The organism is Amycolatopsis echigonensis (assembly GCF_014174495.1).
Classification (GTDB): Bacteria; Actinomycetota; Actinomycetes; order Mycobacteriales; family Pseudonocardiaceae; genus Amycolatopsis; species Amycolatopsis echigonensis.
Genome location: NZ_JACJHR010000085.1, coordinates 20,328 through 36,090, shown reverse-complemented (window position 1 = coordinate 36,090; position 15,763 = coordinate 20,328). Strand labels below are relative to the sequence as shown.

At 69.9% G+C, this 15,763-nt stretch carries 16 protein-coding genes; all 16 read right to left on the bottom strand.

The features are described from left to right. On the bottom strand, positions 1–516 hold a 516-nt coding region (locus tag H5411_RS38105; RefSeq protein ID WP_183126601.1), incomplete at its 3' end, for a nuclear transport factor 2 family protein. A gap of 76 nt (positions 517–592) precedes the next feature. Next, positions 593–1,786: an acetyl-CoA acetyltransferase gene (locus H5411_RS38100; protein WP_183126600.1), complete on the bottom strand. Its 1,194-nt coding sequence runs from the start codon at positions 1,784–1,786 to the stop codon at positions 593–595. Next, on the bottom strand, positions 1,783–3,204 hold the full coding sequence (locus H5411_RS38095) for an OB-fold domain-containing protein (RefSeq protein ID WP_183126599.1): 1,422 nt from the start codon (positions 3,202–3,204) through the stop codon (positions 1,783–1,785). Before H5411_RS38095 ends, H5411_RS38100 begins: the two co-directional genes overlap by 4 nt. Positions 3,205–3,224: 20 nt before the next feature. Further along, positions 3,225–4,430 carry an acetyl-CoA C-acetyltransferase gene (locus tag H5411_RS38090; protein ID WP_183126598.1) on the bottom strand — a complete coding sequence of 402 codons (1,206 nt, stop codon included), beginning with the start codon at positions 4,428–4,430 and terminating at the stop codon, positions 3,225–3,227. Next, the gene (locus H5411_RS38085) at positions 4,427–5,695 is read right to left on the bottom strand and encodes an acetyl-CoA hydrolase/transferase family protein (protein WP_183126597.1); all 1,269 of its coding nucleotides are present in this window, start codon (positions 5,693–5,695) and stop codon (positions 4,427–4,429) included. Before H5411_RS38085 ends, H5411_RS38090 begins: the two co-directional genes overlap by 4 nt. Continuing rightward, positions 5,695–5,952 (bottom strand): hypothetical protein, encoded by a 258-nt coding sequence (locus H5411_RS38080; protein WP_183126596.1) that lies wholly within the window; start codon positions 5,950–5,952, stop codon positions 5,695–5,697. Before H5411_RS38080 ends, H5411_RS38085 begins: the two co-directional genes overlap by 1 nt. Before the next feature lie 20 nt (positions 5,953–5,972). Then, positions 5,973–6,458 carry an aromatic-ring-hydroxylating dioxygenase subunit beta gene (locus tag H5411_RS38075; protein WP_183126595.1) on the bottom strand — a complete coding sequence of 162 codons (486 nt, stop codon included), beginning with the start codon at positions 6,456–6,458 and terminating at the stop codon, positions 5,973–5,975. Further along, the gene (locus H5411_RS38070) at positions 6,455–7,735 is read right to left on the bottom strand and encodes an aromatic ring-hydroxylating oxygenase subunit alpha (protein ID WP_183126594.1); all 1,281 of its coding nucleotides are present in this window, start codon (positions 7,733–7,735) and stop codon (positions 6,455–6,457) included. Before H5411_RS38070 ends, H5411_RS38075 begins: the two co-directional genes overlap by 4 nt. Next, positions 7,732–9,471: a class I adenylate-forming enzyme family protein gene (locus H5411_RS38065; protein ID WP_183126593.1), complete on the bottom strand. Its 1,740-nt coding sequence runs from the start codon at positions 9,469–9,471 to the stop codon at positions 7,732–7,734. Before H5411_RS38065 ends, H5411_RS38070 begins: the two co-directional genes overlap by 4 nt. Before the next feature lie 79 nt (positions 9,472–9,550). Then, positions 9,551–11,197 (bottom strand): class I adenylate-forming enzyme family protein, encoded by a 1,647-nt coding sequence (locus H5411_RS38060; protein ID WP_183126592.1) that lies wholly within the window; start codon positions 11,195–11,197, stop codon positions 9,551–9,553. Positions 11,198–11,335: 138 nt separating this feature from the next. Further along, the gene (locus H5411_RS38055; protein ID WP_312878695.1) at positions 11,336–12,097 is read right to left on the bottom strand and encodes an enoyl-CoA hydratase/isomerase family protein; all 762 of its coding nucleotides are present in this window, start codon (positions 12,095–12,097) and stop codon (positions 11,336–11,338) included. Positions 12,098–12,118: 21 nt separating this feature from the next. Further along, complete coding sequence (locus H5411_RS38050) at positions 12,119–12,928, bottom strand: enoyl-CoA hydratase/isomerase family protein (RefSeq protein ID WP_183126590.1); 810 nt, start codon at positions 12,926–12,928, stop codon at positions 12,119–12,121. Position 12,929: 1 nt separating this feature from the next. Next, on the bottom strand, positions 12,930–13,709 hold the full coding sequence (locus tag H5411_RS38045; RefSeq protein WP_183126589.1) for an enoyl-CoA hydratase/isomerase family protein: 780 nt from the start codon (positions 13,707–13,709) through the stop codon (positions 12,930–12,932). A gap of 4 nt (positions 13,710–13,713) precedes the next feature. Then, positions 13,714–14,511, bottom strand: a complete 798-nt coding sequence (locus H5411_RS38040) for an enoyl-CoA hydratase/isomerase family protein (protein ID WP_220818039.1) — start codon at positions 14,509–14,511, stop codon at positions 13,714–13,716. Positions 14,512–14,522: 11 nt separating this feature from the next. Further along, positions 14,523–15,260 (bottom strand): 3-oxoacyl-ACP reductase FabG, encoded by a 738-nt coding sequence (fabG, locus tag H5411_RS38035; protein WP_183126588.1) that lies wholly within the window; start codon positions 15,258–15,260, stop codon positions 14,523–14,525. Continuing rightward, on the bottom strand, positions 15,257–15,709 hold the full coding sequence (locus tag H5411_RS38030; protein ID WP_183126587.1) for a MaoC family dehydratase: 453 nt from the start codon (positions 15,707–15,709) through the stop codon (positions 15,257–15,259). The genes fabG and H5411_RS38030 overlap by 4 nt, the downstream gene beginning before the upstream one ends. Positions 15,710–15,763 lie beyond the last annotated feature (54 nt).

Genomic DNA, 15,763 nt, shown 5'->3' with positions numbered 1-15,763 from the left:
CAGCGCGTTCCGCACGTGCGGCCGGTTCAGGCGCAGGGTGCCGATGCCGTCGGCGACGGAGTACTCGATGGTGCGGAAGTCGTCGCCGGGCCTGCCGCCGTCGAGGGCTTCGTGCCAGCGTTCGCTGTCGGTCAGCTGGACCAGCCCGCTGATCCGGTCGCCGTCGAAGCTCAGGATGTGCTGGAACTCGGCGTCCAGGACGCCCCCGCTCGCCTTCGCCTTGCCGGTGTAGGTCCCGACGACCAGCAGGCTGTCGTCGTCCAGCGGGTGGAAGCTCGCCGGCTCGGCGCGGGCGACAAAGTGCCGCGCGATCCCGCCCCAGAACTCCCGGCGCATCTGCTCCGCGCCGTGGTAGGTGCCGCCGAGCTCCATCGGCAGTCCCGCAGTCGTGCGGCCGACGAAGTCCGGATGCAGCAGCTCCGAGAGCAGGTCGCGGTCGCCGCGCGCCAGCGCGTCGTACAGCGAGGCGGCCAGCTTCCGGCGGTCCGTCGTCGCGGCGGCATCGGTGCGCTCCACTGCGCCTCCCTTCGTTTCGAATCTAATATAGATAAAATTCTGACACCCCGTCAAGACGTCGACCGCGCCGCGGGCGTCACCCCAGGTCGGAGCCGACGACGGAGACGAAGGACACGCAGCTCCCCGGCCTGCCGCCGAGGTTGTGCGTCAACGCCCGCCGCGGATCGGGCAACTGCCGCTCACCGGCTTCGCCGCGGAACTGCAGCCAGCATTCGTAGAGCATCCGCAGGCCGCTCGCCCCGACCGGGTGCCCGAAGGACTTCAGTCCCCCGTCCGGGTTGACCGGGAGCCGCCCGTCGAGCTGGAAAGCACCGTCCAAGCTGTCCTTCCAAGCACTGCCGCGCTCCGAGAACCCCATGTCTTCCATGAGGATCAGTTCGGTGGGCGTGAAGCAGTCGTGGACCTCGGCGAAGGAGATCTCGTGCCGGGGATCGGTGATGCCCGCCTGGGCGAAAGCGTCCTGCGCGCTCCGGACGACCTCGGGGAACGAGGTGTAGTCGTAGCCGGAGTCCGAGGCCCCCATCGCGGGGCCGGCGGCCAGCGACAGCCCCTTGACGTAGATCGGCCGGTCGGTGAACCGCAACGCGTCCTCCGCCCGGACGATCACGGCCGCCGCGGCACCGTCGGAGACCCCGGAGCAGTCGAAAACCCCCAGCCGGCCGGCCACCTTGGGCGCCTTCTCGACCTTCTCCTTCGTCACCCCGCCGCGGAACTGCGCGCGCGGGTTGAGGGCGCCGTTGGCGTGGTTCTTCCACGCGACGTGGGTCATCGCGGCGCGCATGTCACCCGGGTCGACGCCGTAGCGGGCGCAGTACGCCGGGTCCAGGAGGGAGAACGCGGCAGGAGCGGTCAGACTCAGTTCGGCCGCGGTGCCGTCACTCGGCGGGTCGGATCGCAGCAGCCCGGAGAAGCCGGAGTCCTTGAGCTTCTCGACACCGACCGCCATGACGACGTCGTAGGCGCCGGAAGCCACCGCGTAGCAGGCGTTGCGAAAGGCCTCCGACCCCGTCGCGCAGTAGTTCTCGACCCGGGTCACCGGCTTGTAGTCCAGGGCAAGCGCCTTGCTCAAGGTCAGCCCGGACTGGCCCGAACCCAGCGTGCCCAGCCAGTAGGCGTCGACGTCGTCGCGCTCCAGCCCGTCGACGGCGGACACGGCCTCCTGGGCGGCGTCGACCAGGAGGTCCTCCGCCGACGCCGACCAGTGCTCGCCGAAGCGCGTGCATCCCATCCCGACGATGGCGACGCGGTCCCGGATCCCGTTGCTGCTCATGCCCGTCCTCCAGCGGTGACTGCGGCTTCCCGCGCCGGCGAAACCGCCTCGTCGACCAGGCGCGCCTTCCAGAAGTAGTTGTGGACGTTCCCCGCGGTGAAGAGCTTCCGGAAGGTCAGCCCCACCCGGGTGCCGACGGCGAGATCGTCCGGTACGGCATCCGCGACTTCGAGCGTGTACCGGCCACCTCCGTCGAAGTCGACGACCGCGTCGATCAGCGGCGGGGACGGCGAGAAAGCCAGCCTGTCCACCGTGTAGGTCGCGACCGTTCCGCGGTCGGTGGCCAAGCCGACCGGCTCTATCTCGTCGGTGTGACCGCACTGCTTGCAGACCCGTTGCGGCGGCAGGTGGGTGAATCCGCAGGCCTGGCAGCGGGCGCCGGCGAAGGCGAACTTCCACTCCCCCGCGCGGCGCGACGGCGGTCCGGCGGGACGCTCGGGCTCCGGCCGTCGCGGTGGTTCGCGGTCGAGCAGGCCCCGCCAGCTGAGATAGGTCACGTAGGGGACGTCGATGCCGGGCTCCAGCTCGGTCCGGAGCGGCCGGGCCTGCCGGGCTCGCGGAAGGGCGGCTGTCGCCCGGAGGAGGATCGCGTCGCACCCGTCGGCGACGGACACGACGAGGATCGACTGGCCCGGCTCGGCGCGGTCGAGCGCGTCCGCGAGCCCGATGCCGAGATCGGCCGCGCCCGCGTGGCCGATCGGGGACGTGCTGGTCGAGATCGCGCCGGCGATGGCCTTCGGCCCTTGCTTGACCACACCGCTGTTCGGCGAGACCACGACGACGTGGTCCGCCTGGGCCAACCCCGCCTCGTTCAACGTCTCCTGGGCGACCTCGCGCGCCAGCGGGAGATAGGCCTCGAGTCCGAACCTCTCCTCCCACTGCTCGGCGGCCGGCGACCCCGGCAGGCGCCAGCGGTCCAGCAGCTCGAGGGTCGAGGACCGCTCGGCGAGGACTTCGGCGATCGCGTCCGCGCCGTCGCCGAACAGGAAGGCCGCGGCACCGTCGCCGCCTCCTCGCTCGTCGGCCGAGCCGGGCCGGCCCACCCGGACATCGGCGAACACGGCGAGTCCGCGACTCGCCGCGGCCGCGCGCCAGGCCGCGACCGCCGACCGTGCCGAGCCGGCGACGTCGGCGGCGAGGATGCTCGCGGGCAATCCCAACCCGGCGTGCACGGCCGTGGCGTTCGTCTTGTCGAAGTAGGCCGGCGACGTCGTCGCGAAGTAGAGACTTGCCGGCGACGGCCCACCCGAGCGCAGCACCGCGGCGCCCGCCGCGACCGCCATGGTGGTGCTGTCCTCGTCGAAGGATGCGACCACCCGGGCGCCCTTTCCCGGCGGAGTGCCCAGGAGGGCACCCAGTTCCGTGCGCTGCAGCCGGTATCGCGGCAGGTAGCTCGCGTAGCCGAGGATTCCGGTCATCGCTCTCGTTTCCCGGCCGGTCAGGCCGTTTCGATCAAGGCGGCCATGCCCTGGCCACCGCCGATGCACATCGATTCCAGGGCGAGGCCGCCACCGCGGCGGCGCAGCTCGTGGAGCATCGTCGTCAGGATCCGGACGCCGGTCGCGCCGATGGGGTGTCCGAGGGAGATCCCGGACCCGTTGACGTTGAGCCGGTCCGCGACCTCGTCCTCCTTGACGCCCCAGCCTTTGAGCACCGCCAGCACCTGGCACGCGAACGCCTCGTTGACCTCGATCAGATCCAGGTCGTCGAAGGAGACACCGGTGCGGTCGAACAGCTTGCGCACGGCGGGCACGGGCCCGATGCCCATGGTCGCGGGCTCGCAGCCGGCCGCGGCCCACCCACGCAGGTACCCGGACGGTTCGAGACCCAGCTCGCCGAGCTTGTCCTCGGCCACGACCAGGCACGCGGCGGCCGCGTCGTTCTGCTGGCTGGAGTTCCCGGCGGTGACGGTGCCCGACGGCATGAGCGTCCGCAGGCGCCCGAGAGTTTCAGCTGTCGAGTCCGGGCGAACGCCCTCGTCGCGAGCGAATCGGACTGGCTCGCCGCGGCGCTGCGGAACGTCGACGGCCACCACTTCGTCGTCGAACCGGCCGGCCTCCCAGGCCGCGGCGGCACGCTGGTGGCTGCGCGCCGCGAACTCGTCGGCCTCGTCGCGGGTGATGCTGTACTGCCGCGCGAGGTTTTCGGCGGTTTCGATCATCCCGCTGATCTTCCCGAAGCGATCCTCCGGCTGAGATCGTTCGCGCCCGCGGTCGAGCCGGTCGTACAGGGACACCGTGCCCGCACGGCTGCCCCATCGCGAGGTCGTCGAGTAGTACTCGATGTTGCTCATGCTTTCCACGCCGCCGGCGAGCACGACGTCGGCGGCCCCGGTCTGCACCATCATCGCCGCGGTGACGACGGCCTGGAGCCCGCCACCGCAGCGACGATCGGTCTGGAAGCCGGGTACCTCGACCGGCAGCCCGGCTCGAAGCGCCGCCCACCGGCCGATGCACGGCGCTTCGGAGTTGGCGTAGGACTGGGCGAACGCGACGTCGTCGATCCTCGCGGGGTCGATGCCGGACCGCTCGACGACCGCCTTGATCACCAAGGCCGCGAGCTCTTCGGCGGGCAACGGGCGCAGCCCGCCGCCGAAGGTCCCGACCGGGGTGCGCAGCGGGGTGACCAGGGCAGCTCGTCTCATACCGGAACTCCTGCGTTGTCGATCGCGGCCTCGAGCACGGGCCGCTGTTCGGGATGGGCGACCGCGAGCATCCGTTCCCGGCGGACCTTCAGCGGCTGACCGCGCAGGTCCGCGACCCCGTACTCGGTCACGATGAACCCGGCGTCGCATCGGGCGGTGCTCACCGGACCGGACAGCCGCGCGACGATCTTGCTCGTCCCGCCCGACATCGCCGGCAGCGCGACGATCGGCTTCCCGCCGTGCGACCGAGAGGCTCCGCGCAGAAAGTCGACGGCACCGCCGACCGCGCCGACGTACTGCCCACCGGCGACTTCGGCGTTGACCTGCCCGGTCAGGTCGACCTCGACCGCCGAGTTCACCGCGACCAGGCGGTCCTGTGCGGCGAGCACCGAGGGGTCATGGGTGTACCGGGTTCCGCGCAGCTGGATCGCCGGGTTGCCGTCCGCGAACCGGAAGAGCCTCCGCGTGCCCATCAGCAGGCCGGCGACCGAGCGGCCCCGGTCGACGCTCTTGCGCGCGTTGGTGATGACTCCGGCCGCCATCAGCTCGGCGGCCGTGTCGTTGAGCAGCCCGGAGTGCACCCCGAGATCGGTGCGGTCGGTCAGCTGCGAAAGCACCGCCTCCGGCAGGGCGCCGATGCCGAACTGCAGGGTGGCACCGTCGTCGATCAGCCCGGCAACGTGCTCGGCGATCCGCTGGGTCTGCGCGGTGATCGCCCGGGGCGGCATCTCCGCGGGCGCCCGCGAGGTGTGCACGACGACGTCGAAGTCGGCCGTCCTCGGCATCCAGTCTCCCGGAGTGCGCGGTACCTGGTCGTTGACCTCCGCGATGACCACCCGGGCACCGGGGATGGCCGCGCTCACGTAGTCGTCGGCCAGGCCGAGGCTGTGTCGGCCGTCCGCGCCCGCAGGCGCGACCTGGATCAGGACGACATCGGCACGCAGCGAGCCGCCGGCCAGCAGGTGCGGCAACGTCGAATAGTGACTCGGAACGACGTCGAGCACGCCATCGGCGTACAGCTTCTTGTTGCCGCCACTGCCGCAGTACGAGACGAAGCGGACGTGGTCGCCGTGCTCGGGCCGTACCGTCCTCGCCGCCGGGATGCCCAGGAAGCACCGAAACGGGCCGATGGACGCGCGTTGCGCCAGCAGCGTCTCGGTCAGGGTCTGGGGTTCGCCGCAAGCCTGGCCCCACACGACGGTGTCGCCGGAGCGGATGTAGCGGCTGAGGTCCAGCAGCCCGGGCTCGGTGATCGTCTCCGGCATCAGGGCCGGGCGCTCTCGCGCCACCGGTCCGCCGACGGGTCGAGCAGCTGCTGCAGGTGCCCCTCCGGCAGCCACACGATCGTCTCCAGCTCCAGCGCGTCGAGGAAGCGGACCCGGCCGGTCCGCACGTCCTCCAAGCGCAGGCGCGGCCCGTTCGCGGTGGTGTCCACGCGCACGTCGACCTCGGCGAATTCGCTGCCGACAATCCCCAGGGTCTCCGGGCCGTGCAGCTCGCCTGCCTTGCCGTCGTCCGGCATGGTGTCTCCCTTCCCGGACCTCAGATGAGGAACGCCATCGTCGGAATCGGCTGGTCGCTGTTGACGAGGAGAACCTTCTTGTAGGCCAAGCGGATCTCGCCGTCGATCACCCGCAACCGGTACGTAGTCCGGCCCGCCCAGATCTCCGTGCCTCGGATCCGGGACTCCACCAGGACGAAGTTCGCGCCCACGACCGTGTCACCGCCGTCCTCTTCAAGGATCTCGACGTTGGATATGACCCGGCGAAGGTTAGACGGCGGTGACTGTGAATACCGCTTGCCCGTCCGCAGCTGCTTGAGCCGGGTCGAGATCCGGTTGCGGTTGTCGAAGATCACCGAGACCTGCGTCGACGGGTCGACGGCGTCGTCACCGGCCGGCACCCAATACAGGGCGTCGTCGGTCCACAGCGCTTCCCACGCGTCGTAGTCATGCTCGTCGGCGTAGCGGCCCTCGCGGTAGAGGAACTGCTCGACCTGCCGGATGTCCAATGTGGTCGGCGCAGTCACTTGTCCGCCTCCATCAGCGTGCGGTAGTGCGACCAGAAGCCGCGCATCCCGGTCTCGTCCGTCGCCGTACCGATCTTCAGCCCGCGCTCGTCGACCTGCTCACGGTGCAATCCACGGCGTAGGTCGAGCCATTCCGGCTGCAGCATCGCGACTCCGCGCTGGTTGCGCTCGTACATCTCGGTGTCGTCCGCGAGCAGCATCCCGGCTGGCCCGACCGAGCCGATGGACTGGGACACCATGCGCTTGTTCAGCTCCGGCGCGCCCTTCAGCTGCACGGCGGTCGAGTGCTGGATGCACTCGTCGGCCGACAGCGGCTGGATGACGAAGACCTGGATCTCGGCGATGAACAAGTTGGGAAAGATCATGACGTGCGGGGCGCCTTCGATGAGGATCTCCTCGGCCGCGTCGCCGTGCTTCTCACGCATCTTCGCCACGTAGTCCGGCACGCGTTCCTCGGTCGTGCCGAACCAGCGCATCGGTTCGCCGAACTTCCGGAACTCCGGGCGCAGGTCGTTCTCGCTGTGCCCGTTGCCGAGGTTGCGCGTCACCGCCGTGGACTGGTCGCTGTAGAGCGCTCCGATCGGGCTCCCGGTGACGCTGAAGATCGAGCCGTGGACGAACTGCGGGTGGTAGCCGTCGGTCTCGTTCTCCGCCAGCAGCTTCCAGTTCGCGCGCGTGCGGTGCTTGAGCCAGCCCGCGTTCAGCTCGATCTCGCCTTCGGGCGACAACCGGGCGAGGCGGTCCAGCTCGCCGGCGGCGGCACCCAGATGCTCGGCCAGGCTCGGACCGTCCTCGGCGAAGCTGCCGAACACGAAGCCCTGGTAGGTCTCGACCCGCGGCACCCGGCCCATGCCGAGTTCGAGCTTGCCCTTGCCGCCGTAGCCCTTGTTGTACGGGTAGCCGAGCAGCTCGCCGGTGTTCCGGTACGTCCAGCCGTGGTACGGGCACCGGAACGAGCCGGAGTTGCCGTGGGCGTCCTCGCACACGAGGTTCGCGCGGTGCGCGCAGCGGTTCAGCAGCAGGTGAACATCGCCGGCGCGGTCGCGCGTCATGACGATGTCCTGCGGACCGATGTTCTTGCGGACGTAGTCGTTCGGCTGCGGAACCTCGCTGACATGACCGACGTAGACCCACGAGCGGTACCAGATCCGCTCCAGTTCCTCGGCGAAGATCCGGGGATCCGTGTACAGGGATCCGTGTACCCGGTCGGGGTGGATCAACGACGCGTAGTCGGGTCGCGAGTCCGGTGCGGCCGTGTTCGGCACCGTCGCGGTCATGGGGTCGCCTCCACTTTGTCCGTCTCGTTCTCTCGGGTGCCGGCCGCGGCCAGCCGTTCCTGCGCCAGCTTGACCAGGCGGAACTTCTGGACCTTCCCGGTCGGCGTGGTCGGCAGCTCGTCGGCCGCCAGGAAGACCACGTGCTTGGGTACCTTGAACCGGGCGAGCTTCTCCTTGCAGAGCGCGATGACGACGTCCTCGGTGATCTCGACCTCCGGGGCCCGCACGATGCAGACGCACCCCGCGTCGCCCCAGCGTTCGTCGGGCACCCCGATCGCGTAGACCTGGCTCACCCCGTCGTGCCGGCTGAGCAGCTCTTCGATCTCCTTCGGCATGACCAGTTCGCCGCCGCTCTTGTACAGCTCCTTGCTCCGCCCGGTCAGCTCGAGGTAGCCGTCTTCCCGGACCCGGCCAAGGTCGCCTGAACGCACCCAGCCGCCCGCGATCGCCTTTGCCGTCTCGTCGGGCTTGCGCCAGAAACCGAGCATGTGGGTCGGCCCGTGCGACGCGAGTTCGCCTTCGGTGTGAGGTGGCAGGTCGTGACCTGTTTCAGGATCGATGGTCTTGTACTGCGTGATGGCGTCCGCGTCCTCGACGCCGGCGGCACCTGCCAGCTTGGGACGTCCGACCGTTACCGACGCGTAGGTCAGGTCGTCCTCCGGCAGGCTGAGGGTCATCGCCCCGCCGCACTCGGTCATGCCGTAGCCGGTGACGATCTCCGTCGCACCCAGTTCGTCCCGGACGCGTTCCCAGAGCCACACCGGCGCCGGCGCCGCTCCCGAGAGGACCGCGTTCAGCGACGAGAGGTCGAACTCCTTGCGGCGGGGGTGTTCCAGAAGCGCCACGGTCATCGTCGGCACGCACAGGATGTCGGTCGCCCGGTGCCGCTCGATGCCTTCCAAGTAGCGCACCGGGTCGAACGCCGGCTGCGGGATGATCGCCCCGCCGACGACCATCGCGGCGAGCAGCCCTTCCACGTAGCCGAACATGTGGTAGCAGGGCAGCGAGAAGAGGATGCGGCGGCCGTCCTCGAACGCCCGGGTGAGCGCCGACGCGTAGGCCGTGCGCTGCACCGCGTCATGAGTCACGAGCACCCCCTTGGGCGCGCCCGTGGTCCCCGACGTGTACAGGATGTCGCCGACGTCGTCGGGCTTGGCGGAGGCGTCGTCCGCGGCCCCGGGATTTGCCGCACCGAGTTCGGCCAGTCCTTCGACCGTGCGCACCCCGTCCCGGTGCCAGCCCTCGCCGGGAAGCACGACGACGTGCCGCAGGCTCGGCAGCTGTTCCGGCGCGCCCAGCTCCCAGCCCGGGGCGATCGCGTCGAGCATCGCCGGGTAGTCGAGACCGCCGAACTCGGACATCGTGATCAGCACCGAGCACTCGGACTGGGCGAGGACGTAGGCGAGCTCTTCCTGCCGGTACAGGTAGTTGAACGGGATGGCCACGGCCCCGGCCGCGGCGATCGCGAACTTCAGCGGGACGAACTCCAGGTGGTTGGCCATCAGCAGGCCGACCCGGTCACCTCGCCGCACCCCCAATGCGGCCAGGCCGTCGGCGAGCGTGGCCGCCCACGCCGCCACTTCCCGGTAGCCGACGGTGCGCTGGCCGGTGATGACGAACGGTCGTTCGCCGTACTCGTCGGCGCAGTGCGCCAGCCAGCCGTCCAGGGTGCGGGGCACCCAGGTCTCGAAGCGGGACCGGAGCACGGAGCGCCGCTGCTCGATGTCCGAGCCCATGCGCACCTCCTCGTTGCTTAATCAATATTAGATTAACTGACGGTCGGCTCGCGGACAACCGTGGCCACTGCCGGGTGGATCACTTCAGCGGGGACAGCTCACCGGCGGTCACCGCGTCCAGGAGCTTGAACTTCCGGACCTTCCCGGTCGGAGTGACCGGCAGGGCGTCGACGAGGAACCAGCGCTGCGGGACCTTGAACGACGCCAGGCGCTCGCGGCAGTGCCGTTCGAGCTCGTCGCGGAGGCCCACCGTTTCCGCTCCCCGCAAGTGGATGACGGCGCCGACGGCCTCACCCCACTTTTCGTCAGGCAGGCCGATCGCCACAGCGTCGATCACGGCGGGGTGTTCGGCAAGGCAGGACTCGATCTCGGCGGGGGCGATGTTCTCTCCTCCGCGGATGATCAGGTCCTTGAGCCGGCCGGTCAGGGTGATCATGCCGCGGTCGTCCATGGCGCCGAGGTCGCCCGTGTGGACCCAGCCGTCCACGTCGACCGTCCGGGCCGTTCCCTCCGGATCGTGCAGGTATTCCACAAGCTGCTGGTATCCCCTGGCACAGATCTCCCCCGCCACCCCGAGCGGCTGGACCCCACCGGTCGCGGGATCGATGATCTTGCACTCCACCTGCGGCAACGGGCGCCCGATCGTGTGCACGAGGTCGTCGTGCGAATCATCGCGGCGCGTCATCGTCAGCACCGGGGCGAGTTCGGTCTGCCCGAACAGGTTGTGCACCGAAGCACCGAAGAGCTGCTCGGCGGCTTCGATCATCACGCGCGGCACGTTGGCCGCGCCTCCCAGCACCGTCCTGAGCGCCGGCGGATCGTCCTGCGTCCTCGCCAGCTCGATGATCGCCCTGAGAACCGTCGGCACGTAGAACAGCAGGTTGACACCTTCGCGGCGCATCGTGTCGAGCGCCGACGCCGGGTCGAAGCGCTCGGCGAGGTAGACGCAGCCGCCGAGCCACAGCGGACCGAGCGTGCCGATCACGCAAGCCGCCGTGTGGAACATCGGCAGCGGGTTGTAGGCGACCGCACCGGGCTCGGCGTCCGCGGTCTCCAGCGTGAGCTTCGCGACGTTGACCAAGGACCGGTGCCGGAGCAGAACGCCCTTCGGCACACCGGTCGTGCCCGAGGTGTACTGCAGCATGCCCGGTGAGTCGGGGGCGACTTCGGGAAGAGCGGCCTCGGGGTCCGCCCCGCCGAGCCAGTCGTCCCACTCGGACAGGTTGACGACCGTGCGCAGCCCCGGGCAGTCGGATTGCACGGATCCCACGACGGCGGCGAGGTGGTAGTCACGGCTGCGCTCGGCGTGGATCAGCGCAGCGGCGCCGGAGTGGTTCAGCGCGTAGGTCAACTCGTGTGCGCGTAGCACGGGGTTGAGCGCCACGAGCGTGACGCCGGCCAGCGCCGCGCCGTACTGGACGATCGGCCATTCGACGACGTTCGGCGCCCAGATGGCGACGTATTCGCCGGGCCGCACTGCACCGAGAAGCGCGCGGGCCACCCGGGACGCTTCGGTGTGCAACTCGATGTAGGTGTACCGCCGGAGTTCGCCCGAACCGTGCGATGTACCGACGAGCGCCGGTGCGTCACCCCGCTCGCGAGCCCGCAGCTCGAGCAGGCCGCCGACGGTGTGGTCGACCAAGGGAACGCTGTCGTCCAACGGCCACCTCGAGAATCCGTCCGCGACGAACCGCGTCACCGGTTCGGTCGATCGAGAGATCGTCATGACTCCAACCTCCGTTGGTTGTCCCGCCACGGGCGCTCGGTAGACTCCCACGAGCACGTTACCTAATACAGATTCAAAAAAACTCTATGGTTGAAGTTGAACCAGGAGATCTGGACACAGATTCTATTTCACAGTAGATTACTCGCCGCTGAACACGGCTGGTCGGCGCTCGCGGAACGCCGCGATGCCTTCGGCGAAGTCGGCCGTGTCGAACAAGGAAGCTTGCAGTTCGACTTCGCGCTCGAGCACTTCCGCGGGCGGGGCCGGCCACGCGGCGAACATCGCTTTGATCCCCGCGAGCGCCAGCGGCGGGCCCTCGGCGATCCGCCGTGCGTCTTCGAGGGCTCCCTCGAAAGCCGTTCCCGGCTCGGTCACGGTGTCGGCCAGCCCCAGACGCAGGGCGTCCTCCGCCGGCAACCGCCGCGGGAGGAGCATCAGCTGGCGGGCCACGGTCGGACCGACCCGGGCCGGCAGCGAGGCGAAGATGCCCATGTCGCCTGCGAGGCCGACGCCGGTGAATGTGGTGCTGAATGTGGCATCGGAGGCCGCCACCACGCGATCGCAGGCGATGGCCAGTGCCGTGCCCGCGCCGAACGCATACCCCTCGACCGCGGCCACGACAGGCTTGGGGCCGTTCCAGATCGCCCGGATCACCCGCTGGGCGGCCTGGGCCCGCGGCCGCGTTTCCTCCGGCGGCTGGCGGCGCATCGTCGAGATGTCGCCGCCGGAGCAGAACGAGCCGCCCGAGCCGGTCAGCACGATCGCGCGCACGCCCGTATCGGCCATCGCGGCTTCGAGCACCTCAGCGAGTACGACCCGCAGTTCCAGGTCGATCGCGTTGCGCCGGGCTGGCCGGTTGAGGGTGACGACCCGGACCGCATCGTGGTCTTCGCAAAGCACACAAGGTTCCATGCCGGCCGCCTACTTCCCGGTGAACCGCGGAGCTCGGCGCTCCATCACCGCGGCAAGGCCTTCACGCGAGTCGGCGGTGCCGGACAGCTCGGAGACCACGCGGGCCTCCTCCGGCAGCCGGGTCTCCAACGGCGCGCCGACGCCGCTCCAGACGAGCCGCTTCGTCGCCGCGATCGCCCTCGGCGCGCCTTCGGCGAGCGAGCGGGCCAGGCTGAGGGTTTCGTCTTCCAGCCGGTCGTCCGGCACGACCTTGGTGAGCAACCCGATCTCCGCTGCCTCGGCGGCGGTCAAGGTCGGGTTGGTCAGCAAGATCTCCATGGCCTTCCGCAGGCCGACCAGGTGGGTCAAGGTCACCGAAACCCCGGCGTCCGGCGCCATCCCGACTCGAACGGCACCGGACATGAATTTCGCCGACTCGGTCGCGACGACGAGGTCGGCGGCACAGACCAGGCCGAAGCCGCCACCGCCGGCCGCGTAGCCGTGCACCGCGGCGACGACCGGCGCGTTCAGCTGGTTCAGCGCGGAGATGGCGAGTTGCAGCCAAGCGGTAGCCTCCCGCAGGTAATCGGGAAGTGCCTCGCCCTTGCTCGCGAAGGTCCGCACGTCTCCACCCGCACAGAAATGCGGGCCTTCTCCCGAGATCACGAGCACTCGCACCCGCGGTTCCGCGTGGCAGTGGAGGACGGCCTCGTGGAGTGCTCGCAGGAACTCCACATTCATCCCGTTGGACGCCTCCGGGCGATTGAGCCGGATCCGCGCCACCCCGTCGTCGGCGAGGTCGAGCAGGACCGGCCCCGAGTCGATCAGCTTGTCCGTCATGTCAAGCTCGCTCCTTCCTGGTGAATCCGTCGATGCCGGCCGCCGCCGCAGCGTCGCCGCCGATGTGCTCGACCACCGTGGCCATCTCCCACTTGAGTCCCTCGTCGAGCGGCATTCGCAGGCCGTCGCGGACCAGGCGCTTGATCTTGACCAGGACGTCACGGTCCTTCTTGGCGACCGATGCGACGAACTCGGCGACGCCGACTTCGAAGTCCTCGGGCGCAAAACTCCGGTAGGCCAGCCCCCATGCCTCGGCCTGCGCGCCCGACAGGCGTTCGCCGCTGAGGATGTGCCCCAGCGCGCGCTGGTGGCCCACGAGCCGTGGAAGCCGCTGCGAGCCGCCTCCACCCGGCACCTGGCCGAAGTTCGCGTGGTTGTCGGCGATCTTCGCGTCGGCTCGGACGAGGACGACGTCGCACGCCTGCATCAGCTCGAAGCCACCGGCCATCGCGTAGCCCTCCACGGCGGCCACGACCGGGACGGGCAGGCCGGCGATCGCGGCACACGCCTGCCCGAAGTTCTCGAACAGCGGCGTCAGGGCAGCCGGGCCGTCCGCACTCAGGCGCTTGACCTCGTGGAAGTCGCCGCCGACCGAGAAGTTCCCGCCCGCGCCGCGCACGAGGATGACCCGCACCTCGCCGGCGAGCTGGGCGAATGCGGCACCGAGCTGGCGGCCCAGCTCGACCGTGATCGCGTTCATCGCTTCCGGCCGGTCGAGCACGACCAAGCCAACGTCGCCGTCCCTGGTCGCCGTGACGACCCTATCTTCCGCGGACGTCATCTCATCACCTGTTCCGGAACGTGGGTTTCCGGCGTTCGCGCAGCGCCTGGTAGGCCTCGGCCATGTCCTCGGTGCGCGACGCCAAGATCTGATTGCGGTTCTCGATTTCGGTGGCCGCAGCGAACGACGGGGCATCGACTCCGGCGTGGAGTACCTGCTTGGTCAGCCGCACGCCGAACGGGCTGTTGGCCGCCACCGCCGCGGCCAGCTCCAACGCCGTCGGCACCGCGGCGTCCTCCGCACAGAGGCGGTTGGCCAGCCCGATGCGCTGCGCCTCTTCGCCGCCGACGTGCCGGCCGGTCAGCATGATCTCGGCGGCCACGCCCATGCCGACGGTGCGCGGCAACGTCCACGACAGGCCGAGGTCGGCCCCGGCGAGGCCCACCCGCACGAAGGCCGCCGCGAAGGACGCCCCCGCCGTGACGACCCGCATGTCGGCGGCGAGCGCCAGCGACATTCCCGCACCGACTGCCGGACCGGTCACCACCGCGATGACCGGGACCGGCAGATCGACCAGACGCCGGCAAATGCCCGCCCAGCCCTCCTGGGCGCTGAGCAACTCGGGCAAGCCCGCCGACCACGTCTCGCCGAGCGCGTCGAGGTCGAACCCGGCGCAGAAGCTCCGCCCGGCTCCGGTCAGCAGCACGGCGCGGACCTCGCTGTCGCCTGCAACCGTGTCGAGCACCCGGCCCAGCCGCCCCAGCAGGTCGGGATCGAGCGCGTTGAGCCGCTCGGGGCGGTTCAGCATCAGCTCGACGACGCCCTCGACCGGCTCGCTGACCAGCAGCGGGCCGACGGACACGGGAGCGAGGCTCACATCAACCGACCGCCGCCCACTTCGAGCACTCCGCCCGTCATGTAGCTCGACAGATCCGAGGCGAGGAAGAGCACAGCACCAGCCACTTCGCGGGGTTCGCCGGCTCGCTTCATCGGGATCGCGGCTTCGCGCTCGGCGAAGATCTCAGGCGGCATCGCCTCGGTCATCGCGGTCCGGATGAGGCCCGGTTGGACGGCGTTGACCCGGACGTTCTTGTGGGCGACCTCCTTGGCCGCCGCCTTCGTCAGGCCCACGATGCCCGCCTTGGCGGCACTGTAGTTCGTCTGCCCCGGGTTGCCGGACTTGCCCGAGAGCGACGAGATGTTGACGATCGAGCCGCTGCCGGCGTCTCGCATCACCGCCGAAGCGGCCCGCACGCCGAGCCAGGTCCCGCGGAGATGGACGTTGATCACCGCGTCGAAGTCCTCGACCGGCATCTTCCTCAGCGAGGCGTCACGGGTGATCCCGGCGTTGTTGACGTGGATGTCCAGGCCCCCGAACTCCTCGACAGTCTCGCGGACCACGCGATCCACCGCGGCTTCGTCGGTGACGTCGCAGGCCAGGCCGAGCGCCGGGCCACCCAGGTCGGCTGCGGCCTGTTTGACGCGGTCGGCGTCGAGGTCGACCAGCGCGACCCGGGCGCCTTGTTCGCTCAGCAGGGTGGCGATGGCCAGCCCGATGCCCTGACCGGCGCCGGTGACGATCGCCGTCCGGCCTTCGACCAGCCCGCTCACGCGACGTACCGCACGATCGATTCGATCACGCAGGCCGGCTTTGCGGCACCTTCGATCTCGATCGTGGTCGCGACGACCGCCTGCACCGCGCCGTCCAGCTCGGTGACCTCGGCGAGCTTCGACGTCGCCCGAAGCTTCGCCCCGACCGGGACCGGCGACGGCAGCCTGACCTTGTTGAAGCCGTAGTTGACCGCCATCCGGACGCCGTCGACCCGGTAGATCTGGTGCTGGAAGACCGGCAGCAGCGACAGGGTCAGCAGGCCGTGGGCGATGGTGCCGCCGAACGGGCCCTCCGCCGCGCGGACAGGATCGACGTGAATCCACTGGTGGTCGCCGGTCACCTCGGCGAAGGTGTCGATCCGTTCCTGGTCCACGACCAGCCAGTCGCTCGAACCGAGCTCCTCGCCGGCCGCCGCGGCCAGCTCGCTGATGTCGCTGAAGATCCTCATTGAACGCTCCCGACCACTGGCCAACTTTTCGAATTGAACATAAATTAGATACGC